This window comes from Pantoea sp. B_9 (assembly GCF_008632015.1).
GTDB classification, from domain to species: domain Bacteria; phylum Pseudomonadota; class Gammaproteobacteria; order Enterobacterales; family Enterobacteriaceae; genus Pantoea; species Pantoea dispersa.
This window is the reverse complement of the sequence record NZ_VWVL01000001.1, coordinates 424,431-440,429: the sequence shown is the minus strand read 5'-3', so window position 1 is coordinate 440,429 and position 15,999 is coordinate 424,431. Positions and strand designations below refer to the sequence as shown.

Sequence of the window (15,999 nt, the reverse complement as noted above, 5' to 3'; positions counted from 1 at the left end):
CGGAAAAAACCTGATCGACATCAATAAGCGCATAGCCCAACCGGGGCAAACTCTCTCCCGCAGGTGAATGCAACGTCAAGCGATGGGCGTTGCGCTCCATATTGTCTTACTTCCTTTTTTTGAATTACTGCATAGCACATTTGATTCGTACGACGCCGGCTTATCCGCCGGCTTTTTTTTGCCGTTTGGCTTGCTGCCGCATCCTTTCCTATGCTTAACAGACATTCAGCGAACAGGAGAACGGCATGCGCATGATTCACGCCAGCGAACCTATCCCGACCGATCCGCCACCGATTCCCGAACCCGTGCCGCAACCGCAGCCGATCCCCGAGCCTGAGCCGCCGCACGATCCTGAATTTCCGCCGATTAGCGATCCTCCGCCGCACCGCTAATAAAAAAGGCGCGTTCCCGGAGCGACGCGCCTTTATGCTGCAAAGTCACCGCGTTATTTAATTTCCAGCACGTCGAGGCGAGCACTCAGGTCCGGCTGATCGTCCTCGTCAGCCTGCCAGCCGACCGGCTGCGCTGGCAGCGATTCGCGATCGAAACCAATGTCCCCGCCGTCAACCACCGCATCACCATGCTTAATGCCTTTGAAATCAAACAGATTAATATCAGCCATATGCGAGGGCACGATGTTCTGCATGGCGCTGAACATGGTTTCAATGCGGCCCGGATAGCGCTTGTCCCAGTCACGCAGCATATCGGCAACCACCTGGCGCTGCAGGTTCGGCTGTGAACCACACAGGTTGCACGGAATGATAGGGTACTGGCGCGCTTCGGCGAACCGCACGATATCTTTTTCGCGGCAGTAGGCCAGCGGGCGAATCACGATATGTTTACCGTCGTCGCTCATCAGTTTTGGCGGCATGCCTTTCATCTTGCCGCCGTAAAACATGTTGAGGAACAGCGTCTGCAGGATGTCATCGCGGTGGTGACCTAAGGCAATCTTAGTGCAGCCCAGTTCAGTGGCGGTGCGATAAAGAATACCGCGACGCAGGCGTGAACAGAGCGAGCAGGTGGTTTTGCCTTCCGGGATCTTCTCTTTAACGATGGAGTAAGTGTCTTCGTTGACGATCTGATACTCCACGCCCAGCGTGTCGAGGTAAGCCGGCAGCACGTGTGCCGGGAATCCCGGCTGTTTCTGGTCAAGATTCACCGCCACCAGCGAAAATTTGACCGGCGCGCTCTGCTGCAGGTTACGCAGAATTTCCAGCATGGTGTAGCTGTCTTTACCGCCGGACAGGCACACCATGATGCGATCGCCTTCCTCAATCATGTTGAAATCCGCAATCGCTTCACCGACGTTACGGCGCAGGCGCTTCTGCAGTTTGTTCAGGTTGTACTGCTCTTTTTTATTAACTTCTTGATGTTCAGACATGAATTTCGGTCTCGGTGATCGCTGGTCAGCTGCGGATGTCGCGTTAACGAGGCCCTCGCCAGGCCTGCATTAACCGTGTCCGCGCACGCTGCGGGTCGCTGCGCTGGCCTTTATGGGTGCCGGCTGACCGCAGTCAGCAGGAAAAGTCTGTGGCGTATGGTACGGATTACAGCGCCAAATTCCAGCACGATTTATGGGTTTGCCGGTGATGCGCTCTGTGCGCCGCGCGATCGCGGTCAGAGACCTGTTGCGCTATTCACAATTTTTAGTTTGTCGCGGATTTTGCAAGCGGTACACTGCCTGCTTCCCCGGGGAGGAATAAGCGATGAAAAATGTTGTGTTAAGCATGCTGGCGAAGATTTCACAAATTGATGCCACCACCAAGCAGTTGACCGCGCGCGTTGAGGCTCAGTCGCTGCTGATCGGTGCGCTGGTACTGGCCGTCAGTAAGAAAGGCGGCGTCACTGAAGTTATTGAAAGCGCCAACAAAGCCATCAACATGGTGATTGAGTCAGCCGAGGCTGACGATATGCTTAAGTCGGACGCCGCTATTCTGCTGAGCGAGTTTCAGGATCTGTTGACGATTTCGCGTGCGGTTGACAGCGCCGATGATGTCATCAACCAGCAGGCGCTGGAAGGTATTACTGGTGTGAGCAGCGCCAGCGATGACGACAAAAAGGATCCGTCCTAATCGCGCAGCGCCGCAGTCGGCTACCATTGCGCACATTTTGCCAGCGGTAACTGCATATTTATTGATCTGGGTAAAGATTTCTTCTCACTGCGCTGACAGGATGGATTCAGCGCTTTTTTTAGTTTTTAAAGGTGAGGAGAGGAACAATGCAAACGTACGATATGGTGTTTGAGGAGGCGTGCCGGCTGGTGGGGCAATGCTATCTGGAACTGGCGCAGCGCGGTGCCGCTACCGAAAAAGAGGTGCTGGCCAGCGAGTTGCGTAACCTGCAACTGCGTTATCGGGAATTAACCGGCGCGCCTAACCGCGCCGTTGAAATGGCGATTGGACAACTCAAACCCTGCTAACCCAGCCGCCCGGCCTTCAGCGCCGGGCTTTTTATCTTCCATCGACCGCAGCGATTAACCCGCCAGCGCAGTCAAACCATTTCCAGCGACTGCACGCCTTTGATTTCCATTACTTTGTCATAAATGCTGTGCATAGGAAATCTGCGTGACAATGTCACCTCAACGCTCAGCTCGCACAGGCCGCTCTCTTCGTTACGATTGACCACAGCGATGTGGCCATAGCGCAAATTTTCACGCTGCAGTACCAGCAACACCAGCGGTACGCTTTTGGCTTTGAGATGGACGATGAGGGTGTGATGGCGGCCAATCAGCCAGTGGCTGATACGGCGGAACGTTTCCAGTACCACCAGCGCCAGCACCGTGCCGTAAATACCGATTTCGTACATGCCGCTACCGATCACCAGGCCAATCGCGGCGGTCACCCACAGGCCAGCGGCGGTCGTCAGGCCTTTCACAATCTGCTTTTGTATGATGATGGTGCCAGCGCCAAGGAAGCCCATGCCGCTGACCACCTGCGCCGCAATACGGCTGGGATCCAGCGCCACATGATCGTTAGTCAGCATATCGGCAAAGCCATATTTTGACACCAGCATGAACATGGCGCTGCCAATGCCGACCAGAATGTGGGTACGCAGGCCCGCTTCTTTAGCGCGCATCTGGCGCTCCAGGCCAATCAGTCCGCCCAGTATTCCGGCTAATGCGATGCGGATGAGCATGTCGGCTAACATCCTTCCTCCTTATTGATTGATGTTTCGTATGAACTGGCAGAGAAAGAGGGAAAACGCTGCAATCAGGATAATTCTGCTTGCCAACGACGATATTAAATTTTGTAAAAAGCTGTGTCGCCTATCGATCGCGCACCGCTGCTGACATATGCTGGTGCGACTTTTCCGCTCACACTCCCGGAGCCCGACCGATGAAAGCCGCAACTTTACTGCTGGCCGGCGCAGCGCTGTTACTCTCTGCCTGCAGCAGCAACAGCGACAATGAACCGCCGCAACAGGCCACCGCCGCGCACGTGCAGCCGCACGTCGTGATGTCGTCCATGGCAGAAGCCAACTGCAACAGCGCAGGCGGCACGCTGGCGTTCTCGCGTCAGTTAGACGGTTCACGCATCGGGATGTGTCAGCTGGCTAACGGTCGTCGCTGCGACGAACAGGCGCTGATCGGCGGTGCCTGCGCCCGCTAACGCAGGCGCAGAACCTTACGCCTTAACCTGATTTGCACAGGTTTCCCCGCGCGCCAGCTGCTGTAAATTGCTGAGCGTGGTTTCTGAAATCGCCGTCAGCGCTTCGGCGGTGAGAAAGGCCTGATGGCCGGTAAACAACACGTTGTGACAGGCCGACAGGCGGCGGAACACGTCGTCCTGAATCACGTCATTCGACTTGTCTTCAAAAAACAGGTCGCGTTCGTTCTCATACACGTCCATGCCGAGCGAGCCGATTTTCTGCTGTTTCAGCGCCTCAATCGCCGCCTGTGAATCAATCAGCCCACCGCGGCTGGTATTGATAATCATCACGCCATCTTTCATCTGGCTGAACGCCTGCGCGTTGAGCAGATGGTGGTTTTCCGGCGTCAGCGGACAGTGCAGGGTGATGACATCGGACTCCGCCAGCAGCGTTTTCAAATCAACATATTCCGCCCCGAGCGCCAGCGCGGCGTCACTGGGGTACGGATCGTACGCCAGCAGACGCATGCCAAAACCTTTCAGGATGCGCATCGTCGCCACACCAATCTTGCCGGTGCCGACCACGCCAGCGGTTTTATTGTGCATGTTGAAACCGGTCAGGCCGTCCAGCGAGAAGTTGGCATCGCGCGTGCGCTGGTAAGCGCGGTGAATGCGGCGGTTGAGCGTCATCATCAGACCTACCGCGTGTTCCGCTACCGCTTCCGGCGAGTAAGCGGGCACGCGCACCACCTGCAGTCCCAGCGCGGCGGCGGCGTCGAGGTCGACGTTGTTGAAACCGGCACAGCGCAGCGCGATATATTTCACGCCCAGCGCCGCCAGCTCCGCCAGCACCGCTTTGCTCCCGTCATCGTTAACGAAGATACAGACCGCATCACAGCCAGCGGCGTTTTTCGCCGTGGTTTCGCTCAGCAGGAAGTCAAAAAACTGCAGCTCAAATCCGTAGCCTTCGTTAACGTGCTCGAGGTATTTCTGGTCGTAATGCTTGGTGCTGTAAACCGCAACTTTCATTGTTTCGCTCCTGAAAAATGTTACGTCGGTATCACATCAGGATAACGTTTTCCGCGTCATTTTGCTGTTCTTCAGCCAGACTAAAGCGGTAACGCCTTCATTTGCCGGGCATAACATGCCATCATCACTGTCAGGATTGGGTAAAGAACAGGAACGTTAACAGCCATGACGCGGGGCCTCCGTCGACTACTTGCTGCGCTACTGGCGCTGATACTGCTGCTGCTGGGATTGCTGCTGACGCTGACGCACTGGCTGCCGCGGCTGGCAGGTATCTGGCTGCCGGAAAATACCCGCGTCGAGCTACACGGCGCGCCGCACTGGCAGCAGGGCCGGCTGGTGTTTCCTGATGTGCGCTATCTGGCCGGCGACTGCCTGCTGGCGCAGGTCGCCGACGTGGGACTTGGCCGGACGCAACAGCGCTGGCAGCTTGATGCGCGCGAGGTGGCGCTCAACAGCAATTGTCTGCAGGCGCTGCCGCACAGTGCCACGCGCGATGCGCCGCGCAGCCTCGCAGAGTGGCAGCAGATGCTGCCCGGCGCGGATATCCATCTGCAACAGCTCAGTATTTTGCCATGGCAGCAATATGCCGGCCGCTTCGATCTGACTTTAGACAAAGACCTTCAGCAGCTGCGTTATCAGGGCGACAACCTGCGCGTCGCCGCGCGCCTGCAGGGGCAGCAGCTTCACATTGATCAGCTGCAGCTCAGCCATCCTTTACTGCCGCAACCGGTCGAACTGCATGGCAATCTGACGCTGCCGACTTTTGCCGATGGCCTGCCGGTGGCGGGTGAGCTCAGCGGTGCGCTTAACCTGACGCAGTGGCCGCAGCCGCTGGCGCTGACGCTCAACTGGCAGCAGCAGCAGGGCGAACTGGTGGTGCGCCAGCAACAGGAACCACAGCCGTTGTTACAGCTGCCGTGGCAGGCCGATGCACAGCAAATCCGCATCACTGCCGGTCACTGGCGCTGGCCGTTCGGGTCGCAGCCGCTGTCGGGCGGCGTGGCGCTGACGCTGGATGACTGGCAGCAGGGGCTGGAACAGACGCAGATCCGCGGCCGCTTCAATTTACTGACCGCCGGACGCGGCGGGAAAGGCAACCTGGTACTGAGCGTTGGGCCGGGCAAGCTGAGCCTGACTGACAGCGCACTGCCGTTCCAGTTAACCGGCGAAAGCAAGTTTGCCGACCTGCAGCTGTACGGCTCCATTCCCGGACAATTACATGGCATGCTCAGCGATCCGCAGCTCAGCCTGCAGCCGGGCGCACTGCTGCGCCTGCGCGGACGCTTACTCTCGACGCTGGAAGTGGATGAAGCGCGCTGGCCGCTGGCCGGCGTCAGCGTGGCCTCGCGCGGCATCAACGGCCGGTTACAGGCGATTCTCAACGCGCACGACCCCAGTTTCGGCCGCTTCAGGCTGCACCTCGACGGGCGCGCCAGCGACTTCTGGCCAGACAGCGGTCGCTGGAACTGGCGCTACTGGGGCGAAGGCGTGATGGCGCCGCTTAGCGCTAAATGGGATGTGAAGGGCACCGGCAGCTGGAACGACACCCTGATCAGTCTCGATACGCTGAACACCGGGTTCGATCAGCTGGCGTACGGCATGGTGCAGGTGGATAAGCCGCGCCTGACGCTGACCGCGCCGGTGCGCTGGCAGCGCGATGTGGCACAGCCGGCGTTTAACGGCGGGTTTGCGCTGCGTTCCGGCCAGACCCGCTTCAGCTACGGTGGCTGGCTGCCGCCGTCCGAACTGCGTTTCGATGCCAAAGGGCGCGACCCGGGGCATTTTCTGTGGCGCGGTCAGCTCACCGCTGAAGACATCGGACCGCTGCGCGTGCATGGCCGCTGGGACGGCGAGCGGCTGCGCGGCGAAGCCTGGTGGCCGGCGCAGTCGCTCAGCGTCTTTCAGCCGCTGCTGAGCAGCGACCTGAAGATGCGCATTCAGACTGGCGAGCTGCGCGCGCAGATGGCCTTCTCCGCCGCCAGCGGCCAGGGGTTTGAGGCGGGCGGTTTCTGGGCGGTGAAACAGGGCAGCGTGTGGATGCCGGACAGTGAAATTAACGGCATCGATTTTACCCTGCCGTTCCGCCTGAAAGATCATCAGTGGCAGCTGGGGCGCCGCGGGCCGGTGTCGCTGCGCATCGCCGAAGTGAAAAACCAGTTTGCGCTGCAGAACATTACCGCGGATCTGCAGGGCCACTATCCGTGGCAGGAGCGCCAGCCGCTGACGCTCAGCAACGTCAATCTCGATCTGCTCGGCGGGCACGTCAGCATGCCAGCATTGCGTTTACCGCAGCATCAGCCGGCGCGGATTTCGCTGCGTGACATTGATCTCAGCCGGCTGGTGACGGCGCTTAAACCGAAGCAGTTTGCCATGTCCGGTAAAGTAAATGGCGAATTGCCGCTGTGGGTGAACAATCCGCACTGGCTGATTGAAAAGGGCTGGATCGCCAACAGCGGCCCGCTGACGTTCCGCATGGATAAAGACATGGCGGATGCGATTGTCAGCAATAACGTGGCCGCCGGGGCGGCGATGGACTGGCTGCGCTACATGGAGATTGCCCGTTCGTGGGCGACGCTGGATCTGGATAACTTCGGTAACCTGATTCTGCAAAGCGAGGTGAAAGGCACCAGCCAGTTCAGTAACCGCCGCCAGTCCGTCAATCTTAATTACCGTCATCAGGAAAACCTGTTCCAGCTGTGGCGCAGCCTGCGCTTTGGCGATAATTTGCAATCCTGGGTGGAGCAAAACGCCACCCTGCCATCCAACAAGGACCCGAAACCATGAGCCTGAGGGCATTACTGGTGCTGACAGCGGGACTGCCGCTGCTGGGCTGTGTGCCGCGCATCGAAGTCGCCGCACCCAAAGAGCCAATCACCATCAACATGAACGTAAAAATCGAACATGAAATCCACATCAAGGTGGATAAAGACGTCGAAGCGCTGCTGAAGAATCAGAGCGGACTGTTTTGAGGAGAGGCTCGATGAAACGCAAGGGGATAGCGCTGTTGCTGGCGTTTTTGCTGGTGCCGTCGGCCTGGGCGCTGACGCTGGATCAGGCGCGCCAGCAGGGGCGCGTGGGCGAAACGCTGAGCGGTTACATCGCCGCCCGTCAGCAGGATGACGAGACGCTGGCGCTGGTTAAGCGCATCAATGACGGCCGCAGCCAGCAGTATCAGCGCGTGGCGCAGCAGAACAATCTCACCACCGCCGAGGTGGCGCGCATCGCCGGCGAGAAGCTGGTTAACCGTGCCGGCAGCGGCGAATATGTGCGCGGGATTAATGGTCAGTGGGTGCAGAAATAGCTGCTTCCACGACAGCGCAGGCATAAAAAAGCCGGGCACTCAGGCCCGGCAAGACAGATAGCATTGTTTTAATGATGATTACGCAGCAACAATCTGTTTGATGGCGTCTTTGGCATCGCTGGCGGCTTTGGTTGCCACTTCCGGACCGTAGGCAATGCCTTCGGCAAACACGAAGTCAACGTCGGTGATGCCGATGAAGCCGAGGAACAGTTTCACGTACGGGGTCAGCAGATCAGTCGGGGTGTCTTTGTGAATGCCGCCACGGCTGGAGAGGATCACCGCACGTTTGCCTTTCACCAGACCTTCCGGGCCTGCTTCGGTGTAGCGGAAGGTGACGCCGGCACGGGCGATCAGGTCAAAGTAGTTTTTCAGCTGAGTAGGAATGTTGAAGTTGTACATCGGAGCGGCGATAACCACGGTATCGTGCGCCTGCAGTTCAGCAATCAGTTCATCGGACAGGGCCAGCGCGTCCTGCTGACGTGGCGACAGCGGCGCGTCTGAAGGACGCAGGGCGCCAACCAGTTCACCGTCCAGTACCGGAATCGGCTGGGCAGCCAGATCGCGTACCGTGACTTCGTCGCCTTTGGCGCGGGCTTCATCAGCGTAGAAGTCTGCCAGCTGGTTAGACTGTGAGTAACCGGCAAGGATGCTTGATTTCAGAACTAAAACTTTGCTCATGGTATTTTCCTGTACGTTACGCGGTTGGCTTACCGCTCAATGCGTTACACTCTACGGAGTTCATCCCGCAGGTAAAAGCGCAATATTTCGAGGCCTATGTTCGAAATTATTGAATAAGGTGGCACGTCCGGTCAGGTGAGATGTTCCAATCTGTGCTAAGATGGCGGGCATTAATCGATTGAATCCGCCGGAAAATTCTGCCCGGCGCCGAGCCGCAAGTGCCGGCTCACTGCAACAACAGGTAATTCATCACTATGTCATCATCCGTTACGTCACCTCTGGCCCCACTCTGGTCGCGGCTCGATAACCTGATGCTGCGCGACCGCAAAGCGCTGCAGCGTCGTCTGCACGGTGCGGCAAAGGTGAAAAATCCCGCTGCGCAGCAGGAAATTATGGCCGAGCTGGAGCCGGTGTTCGCCGCGGCAGAACAGCGCGTGGCGCAGCGCGCTGCCGCGACGCCGCGCATTACGTTTCCGGACAATCTGCCGGTCAGCCAGAAGCAGCAGGACATCGCCGACGCGATTCGCGATCATCAGGTAGTGATTGTCGCCGGTGAGACCGGCTCAGGTAAAACCACCCAGCTGCCAAAGATCTGTCTGGCGCTCGGGCGCGGTGTGAAAGGGCTGATTGGGCATACGCAGCCGCGTCGCCTGGCGGCACGCACCGTGGCGAACCGCATTGCCGAAGAGCTGGAAACCACGCCCGGCGGCACCGTCGGTTACAAGGTGCGGTTTAACGATCAGGTCAGCGAAACCACCCAGGTCAAACTGATGACCGACGGTATTCTGCTGGCGGAAATTCAGCAGGATCGTCTGCTGCTGCAGTATGACACCATCATCATTGATGAAGCGCACGAACGCAGTCTGAACATCGATTTCCTGCTGGGTTACCTGCGCGAACTGCTGCCGCGTCGTCCCGATCTGAAAGTGATCATCACCTCAGCAACCATCGATCCGCAGCGCTTCTCGCGCCACTTCAATAATGCCCCGGTGATCGAGGTTTCGGGCCGCACGTATCCGGTCGATGTACGCTATCGTCCGGTGGTAGAAGATGCCGAAGACACCGAACGCGATCAGCTGCAGGCAATTTTCGATGCGGTTGACGAACTGAGCAGCGAAGGGCGCGGCGATATCCTGATCTTCATGAGCGGCGAGCGCGAAATTCGCGATACCGCCGATGCACTGATGAAGCGCGATCTACCGCACACCGAGATTCTGCCGCTCTATGCGCGCCTGTCCAACGCCGAACAGAACCGGGTGTTCCAGCCGCACAGTGGCCGCCGCATTGTGCTGGCGACTAACGTCGCTGAGACCTCGCTCACCGTGCCGGGCATTAAATATGTCATCGATCCCGGCACCGCGCGCATCAGCCGTTACAGCTACCGTACCAAAGTGCAGCGTCTGCCGATCGAGCCGATCTCGCAGGCGTCGGCTAACCAGCGCAAAGGGCGCTGCGGCCGCGTGTCGGAAGGGATCTGTATCCGTCTCTATTCGGAGGATGATTTCCTCAGCCGCCCGGCGTTTACTGACCCGGAAATTCTGCGTACCAACCTGGCGTCGGTGATTTTGCAGATGACGGCGCTTGGACTGGGCGACATCGCCGCATTCCCGTTTGTCGAAGCGCCGGATAAGCGCAACATTCAGGACGGCGTGCGCCTGCTGGAGGAGCTCGGCGCGATTACCCTGAGCGAGGAAGGTGCGTACAAACTGACGCCGTCCGGGCGTAGCCTGGCACAGTTGCCGGTCGATCCGCGGCTGGCGCGCATGGTGCTGGAAGCGCAGAAATTTGGCTGCGTGCGCGAAGTGATGATTATTGCCGCTGCGCTTTCGATTCAGGATCCGCGCGAGCGTCCGGTGGAGAAACAGCAGGCATCTGACGAGAAACACCGGCGTTTTGCCGACAAAGAGTCGGACTTTCTCGCCTTTGTTAATCTGTGGAACTACCTGCAGGAACAGCAGAAAGCACTGTTCGGCAACCAGTTCCGCCGCCAGTGTAAAAGCGATTATCTCAATTACCTGCGCGTGCGCGAATGGCAGGACATCTACACCCAGCTGCGTCAGGTGGTGCGGGAACTGGGCATGCCGCTCAACAGCGAGCCGGCACCGTACCGCGAAGTGCACTGCGCGCTGCTCACCGGTTTGCTGTCACACATCGGTCAGAAAGATGCGGAAAAGCAGGAGTTTACCGGCGCACGCAATGCGCGGTTTGCTATTTTCCCCGGTTCCGGCCTGTTTAAGAAGCCGCCTAAATGGACCGTGGTGGCGGAACTGGTGGAAACCAGTCGCCTGTGGGGCCGCGTTGCGGCGCGCATCGACCCGGAGTGGATCGAACCGCTGGCCCAGCATCTGCTGAAGCGCAGCTACAGTGAACCGCACTGGGAGAAAGCGCAGGGCGCAGTCATGGCCACCGAGAAAGTTACGCTGTACGGGCTGCCGATTGTGCAGGCGCGTAAGGTCAATTACAGCCGCATCGATCCGCAACTCAGCCGGGAGCTGTTTATTCGTCATGCGCTGGTGGAGGGCGACTGGCAGACGCGTCACGCTTTCTTCCGCAACAACCTGAAACTGCGCAGTGAAATCGAGGATCTGGAGCACAAATCGCGGCGGCGCGACATTTTAGTCGATGACGAGACGCTGTTTGCGTTTTACGATCGCCGCATTGGCAGCGAGGTGGTCTCAGCACGGCACTTTGACAGCTGGTGGAAACAGGCCAGTAAGGACAATCCGGATCTGCTGAGCTTTGATAAGCAGATGCTGATCAAAGACGGCGCGGAGAAGGTCAGCCAGCTGGATTACCCGAATTTCTGGCATCAGGGCAACCTGAAACTGAAGCTCAGCTACCAGTTCGAACCGGGGGCCGATGCGGATGGTGTGACGGTGCACATCCCGCTGCCGCTGCTCAACCAGGTCGACGAAGCCGGCTTCGAGTGGCAGATCCCCGGCGTGCGCCGCGAGCTGATCATCGCGCTAATCAAGTCGCTGCCCAAGCCGGTGCGACGCAACTTTGTGCCGGCACCTAACTACGCCGAAGCCTTCCTTGGCCGCGTGACGGCGCTGGAGCAGCCGCTGCTGGATGCGCTGGAGCGTGAGTTTCGCCGCATGTCTGGCGTTACCATTGAGCGCGACGCCTGGCAATGGGATCAGGTGCCCGATCACCTGAAAATGACCTTCCGCGTGGTGGATGAGCACAACCGGAAGCTGCAGGAAGGCAAAGATCTGCATCAGCTGAAGCAGGTGCTGAAAGGCAAGGTGCAGGAGACGCTGTCCAACGTGGCGGATGACGGGCTGGAACAGCGCGGGCTGCATCTGTGGAGCTTCGGCGATCTGCCGCAAAGCTACGAGCAGAAGCGCGGGAACTATCAGGTCAAAGCCTGGCCGGCGCTGGTGGATGAAAAAGACAGCGTCGCGATTCGCCTGTTTGACAGTGAACGCGAGCAGCAGAAGATGATGTGGCGCGGCCAGCGGCGGTTATTGCTGCTGAACATCCCTTCGCCGATCAAGTATCTGCACGAGAAGCTGCCAAACAAAGCCAAGCTCGGGCTCTATTTTAATCCGTACGGCAAAGTGCTGGAGCTGATAGATGACTGTATCGCCTGCGGCGTGGATAAGCTGATGGCGGACGCCGGTGGGCCGGCGTGGCAGCAGGAAAACTTCGAGCAGCTGCGCGATAAAGTACGCGCCGAACTGAACGACACGGTGGTGACCATCGCCAGCCAGGTCGAGCAGATTCTCACCAGCGTGTTCAACATCAACAAGTTCCTTAAGGGACGGGTGGACATGACACTGGCACTGGCGCTGGCGGATATCAAAACGCAGCTGAGCGGCCTGGTGTATCGCGGTTTTGTCACCGGCAACGGCTATCAGCGGCTGGGCGACACACTGCGCTATCTGCACGGTATTGAGCGCCGGCTGGAGAAGCTGCCGGTTGATCCGCACAGCGATCGGGCGCGGATGCTGAAAGTGCAGGCGGTAGAGCAGGCGTGGCAAAGCTGGCGTAACAAGCTGCCGCCGCAGCGTCAGGACGATGAAGAGGTACAGGCGATCCGCTGGATGCTGGAAGAGCTGCGCATCAGTTATTTTGCGCAGCAGCTGGGCACGCCGTATCCCATCTCCGACAAACGTATTCTGCAGGCGATGGAGCAGCTGAGCTGACTTATTGCGCCAGCGCTTCCAGCTTGTCTTTAAAGGATGTAACGGCGATGGCGCGGTTATCGGCGCGATAGCGATCGGCCGGTGCCGGCGCCGAGCTCTGTACCGCAATCAGCTGCCACTCGCCGTCGCGCTTCAGCAGCAGCGGTGAACCGCTGTCGCCGGGCAGGGTGTCGCACTGGTGCGACAGCACGGCACGCTGCGCCCAGCCGGTGATCAGGCAATCGCTGTGCGAGTAGAGTGTATCCAGATGGTCAGCGGGATAACCGGCCTGTGTCACTTTGCGGTCGGTGGTTTTCAGCGCGGCGGTTAAATCGCTGCGCGAACCGTCAAACAGCGGAATCGGCACGATACCGGACGGCGGATTGTGCAGAATCACCAGGCCGTAATCGTAAGGTGCCGCGTCTGGCGGCACGATCCAGCCTTCACCATCCGCCTGCAGACGCCGCGCCAGCGAAGGCTCTACGCGCGCGTCAATATCATGAATTTCGTAGCGCCAGCCTTTGGCACCCGCCATAAAGCGCAGCGCGACCGGCTTGTCGAATTTGCCCGGGGGCGTCAGTAAGCAGTGTCCGGCCGTCAGCGCCAGATGGGCCGAAATCAACGTGGCACTGCACAGATTGCCGCTTTCCGTCTCTAACTGACCAATGGCATCCCACGGCGCCGCACTGACGTCGGTAATGGCTTTACGATGATCTTTGCCGAAGAACAGGGTCTTAATCTCTTCCGGGCTGGGGCCGTCTTCATCATCGGCATGGGCTGTGAGGTTAAAGCTAAAAAGACCTACAAATAACAGGATAGCCAGGCGCATAGTTCTCTCAATGGCGAGAATAAATAGAGGTTATGGTCATCACGCTTGAGCGATAACTATAGTCGGTGAGCGGTAAAAAAGGGAGAAATATTGGAGTAATCAGCACGCTACAACGACTAGATAAAAAAGCTGGCCGCAATAATGCCGCACAGAATCATGACAATCAGGATAATTTCGAAGCGATAGCGACGCACCATTTTTCGCTACTCCAGTAAATAAACACCCGGCAGAACCGGGTGTTTTCAATCATTAATGCGGTGTTGGCGCGCAAGGCAACCTTATTTAGCAGCTTTTTTCGCTTTGTGGTGCTTTTTAGCAGCCTGAGCTTTCTGAGCAGCAGGTTTGGTTACTTTTTTGTGGTGCTTTTTAGCCGCCTGAGCTTTCTGTGCAGCTGGCTTGGTGGCTTTGTGGTGTTTTTTAGCAGCCTGGGCTTTCTGAGCAGCTGGCTTGGTGGCTTTCTTGTGGTGCTTTTTAGCGGCCTGGGCTTTCTGAGCAGCTGGTTTGGTGGCTTTCTTGTGGTGCTTTTTAGCCGCCTGCGCTTTCTGAGCCGCTGGTGCTTTCTTCTCTACTTTCTTGTGCTTTTTGGCAGCCTGCGCTTTCTGAGCAGCGGCTTTTTTGTGGTGAACAGCTTTGTGCTTAGCCGGTGCAGCGGTAGTTGCAGCAGCAGGAGCAGCAGTTGTTGTCTCAGCAGCGAAGGCTACAGAAGACAGACCCATAGCAGCGGCGATCACCAGCGCAAATAATTTTTTCATTGCAAAACCCTCGAACTATTTTTTCATGTGTAGCCCACTGCGGGGCCGGTGAATGCACTATATGTAAAACAATTCGCGCCTTCAGTGAGGGAATGGTATCGGCGTGTAACGGATTGTACAAAGCAGGAAAACCGGGCAGGACGGGGATAAGTGCGGATCACTCTCCGCGCAAAAAACGGCGGCCGGGCAGGCCGCCGCACGGATCAGGCAGAGAGATAACGCTGTTCCAGATACTGACGGCAATAGTGTGGATTGAGCGCTTCGCCAGTGGCATTGATCAGCAGCTGCTGCGTCGGGAAGCGGCTGCCGTGCTGCCAGATGTTCTGCTGCAGCCAGTCAAACACCGGTTGCAGTTCGCCCTGCTGAATCAATTCGTCCACCTGCGGAATGGCGCGTTTTACCGCCTGGAACAGCTGAGCAGCGTACATCGCGCCCAGCGTGTAGGTCGGGAAGTAGCCGAAGGCGCCGTCGGTCCAGTGAATATCCTGCATACAGCCGTCGCGGTAGTTGCCGCGCGTATCGATCCCCAGCGACTGCTGCATTTTTTCATTCCACAGCGCCGGAATATCCTCGACTTCAATCTCGCCTTCAATCAGCGCTCGCTCGATTTCGTAACGTAAAATCACATGGGCCGGATAGCTCAGCTCATCGGCATCGACGCGAATAAAGCCCGGCTTCACGCGCTGGGTCAGCCGAATAAAGTTGTTGCGCTCCAGTGCCGGCTGGTCGCCCATCAGCGCCACCACCTGGGGATGAATATGCTGCAGGAAGGCGTGACTGCGACCCAGCTGCATCTCCATAAACAGGCTCTGCGATTCATGCATCGCGGTCGAGCGCGCCAGCGCCACCGGCTGTCCGCGCCACTGCTGTGGCAGATTCTGTTCATAGCGCGCATGGCCGGTTTCGTGGATCACGCCCATCAGCGCGCTGAGAAAATCGTTTTCGTTGTAGCGTGTGGTGATACGCACATCTTCCGGTACGCCGCCGCAGAACGGGTGCGCGCTCACGTCCAGCCGGCCGTGATTAAAATCAAACCCTAACGTCGCCATCACGCTCAGTCCGAGCTGCTTCTGCGATTCAATGGCGAAGGGGCCGACCGGCTGGGCAATCGGCGTTGCCTGCTGGCGGGCTACCGCTTTTTGCAGCAGATCCGGCAGCCAGCTTTTCAGATCGCCAAAGGTGCTGTCGAGCTGCGCGCTGGTCATGCCTGGTTCAAACACATCCAGCAGCGCATCGTAGCGTGATACGCCGAGCGCATCGGCGCGCAGCTGTGCCTCTTCGCGGCTCAGCTTCACCACTTCTTTCAGGTTAGCGCTGAAGCCCTGCCAGTCGTTGGCCGGACGCTGACTGCGCCACGCGTGTTCACAGCGCGAGCCGGCCAGCGATTTGGCTTCCACCAGCGAGGCCGGCAGCAGCGTTGCCTGGCGCCACGCGCGCTGCATTTCGCCCAGGTTGGCCTGCTCCACATCGTTCAGCGACTCCTGCGCGGCGGCGTCAAACAGCCCGCCGAGGCGCTTGTCGGTCAGCAGCTCGTGCATAAATACGCTCAGCTCTGCCATCGCTTCTCCACGCGCCTGGCTGCCGCCCGGCGGCATGGTGGTTTGCATATCCACGCCGGCAATCGCGCCCAGATGGCCAAAACGCGCCAGGCGCTGAAAAGTGCGGCTAAGTTCCTGATAAGCTGCAGTCATGT

15 protein-coding genes are annotated in these 15,999 nt (G+C 58.5%); 8 read left to right on the top strand and 7 right to left on the bottom strand.

What is annotated here, in order from left to right; genetic code table 11:
- The first annotated feature begins 245 nt into the window (after positions 1-245).
- Entirely contained in the window at positions 246-392 is a 147-nt protein-coding gene (locus F3I21_RS23140) for a hypothetical protein (RefSeq protein WP_021506127.1), read from the top strand.
- Positions 393-445: 53 nt separating this feature from the next.
- On the opposite strand, the gene ttcA is transcribed toward F3I21_RS23140, so the two are convergent.
- Complete coding sequence (gene ttcA, locus F3I21_RS02055) at positions 446-1,381, bottom strand: tRNA 2-thiocytidine(32) synthetase TtcA (protein ID WP_150058143.1); 936 nt, start codon at positions 1,379-1,381, stop codon at positions 446-448.
- 325 nt (positions 1,382-1,706) lie between these two features.
- On the opposite strand from ttcA, the gene iraP reads away from it, so the two are divergent.
- Both iraP and F3I21_RS02045 read left to right on the top strand, forming a co-directional pair.
- Positions 1,707-2,072 (top strand): anti-adapter protein IraP, encoded by a 366-nt coding sequence (gene iraP / locus F3I21_RS02050; RefSeq protein WP_010618425.1) that lies wholly within the window; start codon positions 1,707-1,709, stop codon positions 2,070-2,072.
- 146 nt (positions 2,073-2,218) lie between these two features.
- The gene (locus F3I21_RS02045) at positions 2,219-2,419 is read left to right on the top strand and encodes a DUF2767 family protein (protein WP_010618426.1); all 201 of its coding nucleotides are present in this window, start codon (positions 2,219-2,221) and stop codon (positions 2,417-2,419) included.
- A 71-nt stretch (positions 2,420-2,490) separates the two neighbouring features.
- Here F3I21_RS02045 and F3I21_RS02040 read toward each other — a convergent pair whose 3' ends face one another.
- Entirely contained in the window at positions 2,491-3,147 is a 657-nt protein-coding gene (locus tag F3I21_RS02040; protein WP_021506125.1) for an MgtC/SapB family protein, read from the bottom strand.
- Between the two features lie 188 nt (positions 3,148-3,335).
- On the opposite strand from F3I21_RS02040, the gene F3I21_RS02035 reads away from it, so the two are divergent.
- Positions 3,336-3,608, top strand: a complete 273-nt coding sequence (locus F3I21_RS02035; RefSeq protein WP_021506124.1) for a DUF333 domain-containing protein — start codon at positions 3,336-3,338, stop codon at positions 3,606-3,608.
- Between the two features lie 15 nt (positions 3,609-3,623).
- Here F3I21_RS02035 and F3I21_RS02030 read toward each other — a convergent pair whose 3' ends face one another.
- Positions 3,624-4,616, bottom strand: coding sequence for a 2-hydroxyacid dehydrogenase (locus F3I21_RS02030; RefSeq protein WP_058758498.1), 993 nt, complete (start codon positions 4,614-4,616; stop codon positions 3,624-3,626).
- 165 nt (positions 4,617-4,781) lie between these two features.
- Here F3I21_RS02030 and F3I21_RS02025 point away from each other — a divergent pair, with 165 nt between their 5' ends.
- The 3 genes from F3I21_RS02025 to F3I21_RS02015 are packed head-to-tail and all read left to right on the top strand — an operon-like array spanning position 4,782 to position 7,917.
- A complete protein-coding gene (locus F3I21_RS02025) occupies positions 4,782-7,400 on the top strand; it encodes a YdbH family protein (RefSeq protein ID WP_150058141.1) in 2,619 nt (872 codons plus the stop codon).
- Positions 7,397-7,585, top strand: coding sequence for a YnbE family lipoprotein (locus F3I21_RS02020; protein WP_010618431.1), 189 nt, complete (start codon positions 7,397-7,399; stop codon positions 7,583-7,585). The genes F3I21_RS02025 and F3I21_RS02020 overlap by 4 nt, the downstream gene beginning before the upstream one ends.
- Before the next feature lie 11 nt (positions 7,586-7,596).
- A complete protein-coding gene (locus tag F3I21_RS02015) occupies positions 7,597-7,917 on the top strand; it encodes a YdbL family protein (protein ID WP_021506121.1) in 321 nt (106 codons plus the stop codon).
- 78 nt (positions 7,918-7,995) lie between these two features.
- Here F3I21_RS02015 and azoR read toward each other — a convergent pair whose 3' ends face one another.
- Positions 7,996-8,595, bottom strand: a complete 600-nt coding sequence (gene azoR / locus F3I21_RS02010; RefSeq protein ID WP_021506120.1) for an FMN-dependent NADH-azoreductase — start codon at positions 8,593-8,595, stop codon at positions 7,996-7,998.
- 254 nt (positions 8,596-8,849) lie between these two features.
- Between azoR and hrpA the strand changes: the two genes are divergently transcribed.
- Positions 8,850-12,746, top strand: coding sequence for an ATP-dependent RNA helicase HrpA (gene hrpA, locus F3I21_RS02005; protein ID WP_150058139.1), 3,897 nt, complete (start codon positions 8,850-8,852; stop codon positions 12,744-12,746).
- Between the two features lies 1 nt (position 12,747).
- Here the strand turns inward: hrpA and F3I21_RS02000 are convergent, their stop codons facing one another.
- From F3I21_RS02000 to F3I21_RS01990, 3 genes are all read right to left on the bottom strand, one after another.
- Complete coding sequence (locus F3I21_RS02000; protein WP_021506118.1) at positions 12,748-13,554, bottom strand: serine protease; 807 nt, start codon at positions 13,552-13,554, stop codon at positions 12,748-12,750.
- A 278-nt stretch (positions 13,555-13,832) separates the two neighbouring features.
- Entirely contained in the window at positions 13,833-14,306 is a 474-nt protein-coding gene (gene asr / locus F3I21_RS01995) for an acid resistance repetitive basic protein Asr (protein ID WP_072209965.1), read from the bottom strand.
- A 203-nt stretch (positions 14,307-14,509) separates the two neighbouring features.
- The gene (locus F3I21_RS01990) at positions 14,510-15,997 is read right to left on the bottom strand and encodes a carboxypeptidase M32 (protein WP_150058137.1); all 1,488 of its coding nucleotides are present in this window, start codon (positions 15,995-15,997) and stop codon (positions 14,510-14,512) included.
- Positions 15,998-15,999 lie beyond the last annotated feature (2 nt).

Excerpts from the sequence above, each read along its gene's own strand:
- F3I21_RS23140 (WP_021506127.1), top strand. The coding sequence starts at position 246 with ATGCGCATGATTCACGCCAGCGAACCTATCCCGACCGATCCGCCACCG.
- ttcA (WP_150058143.1), bottom strand. The coding sequence starts at position 1,381 with ATGTCTGAACATCAAGAAGTTAATAAAAAAGAGCAGTACAACCTGAAC.
- iraP (WP_010618425.1), top strand. The coding sequence starts at position 1,707 with ATGAAAAATGTTGTGTTAAGCATGCTGGCGAAGATTTCACAAATTGAT.
- F3I21_RS02045 (WP_010618426.1), top strand. The coding sequence starts at position 2,219 with ATGCAAACGTACGATATGGTGTTTGAGGAGGCGTGCCGGCTGGTGGGG.
- F3I21_RS02040 (WP_021506125.1), bottom strand. The coding sequence starts at position 3,147 with ATGTTAGCCGACATGCTCATCCGCATCGCATTAGCCGGAATACTGGGC.
- F3I21_RS02035 (WP_021506124.1), top strand. The coding sequence starts at position 3,336 with ATGAAAGCCGCAACTTTACTGCTGGCCGGCGCAGCGCTGTTACTCTCT.
- F3I21_RS02030 (WP_058758498.1), bottom strand. The coding sequence starts at position 4,616 with ATGAAAGTTGCGGTTTACAGCACCAAGCATTACGACCAGAAATACCTC.
- F3I21_RS02025 (WP_150058141.1), top strand. The coding sequence starts at position 4,782 with ATGACGCGGGGCCTCCGTCGACTACTTGCTGCGCTACTGGCGCTGATA.
- F3I21_RS02020 (WP_010618431.1), top strand. The coding sequence starts at position 7,397 with ATGAGCCTGAGGGCATTACTGGTGCTGACAGCGGGACTGCCGCTGCTG.
- F3I21_RS02015 (WP_021506121.1), top strand. The coding sequence starts at position 7,597 with ATGAAACGCAAGGGGATAGCGCTGTTGCTGGCGTTTTTGCTGGTGCCG.
- azoR (WP_021506120.1), bottom strand. The coding sequence starts at position 8,595 with ATGAGCAAAGTTTTAGTTCTGAAATCAAGCATCCTTGCCGGTTACTCA.
- hrpA (WP_150058139.1), top strand. The coding sequence starts at position 8,850 with ATGTCATCATCCGTTACGTCACCTCTGGCCCCACTCTGGTCGCGGCTC.
- F3I21_RS02000 (WP_021506118.1), bottom strand. The coding sequence starts at position 13,554 with ATGCGCCTGGCTATCCTGTTATTTGTAGGTCTTTTTAGCTTTAACCTC.
- asr (WP_072209965.1), bottom strand. The coding sequence starts at position 14,306 with ATGAAAAAATTATTTGCGCTGGTGATCGCCGCTGCTATGGGTCTGTCT.
- F3I21_RS01990 (WP_150058137.1), bottom strand. The coding sequence starts at position 15,997 with ATGACTGCAGCTTATCAGGAACTTAGCCGCACTTTTCAGCGCCTGGCG.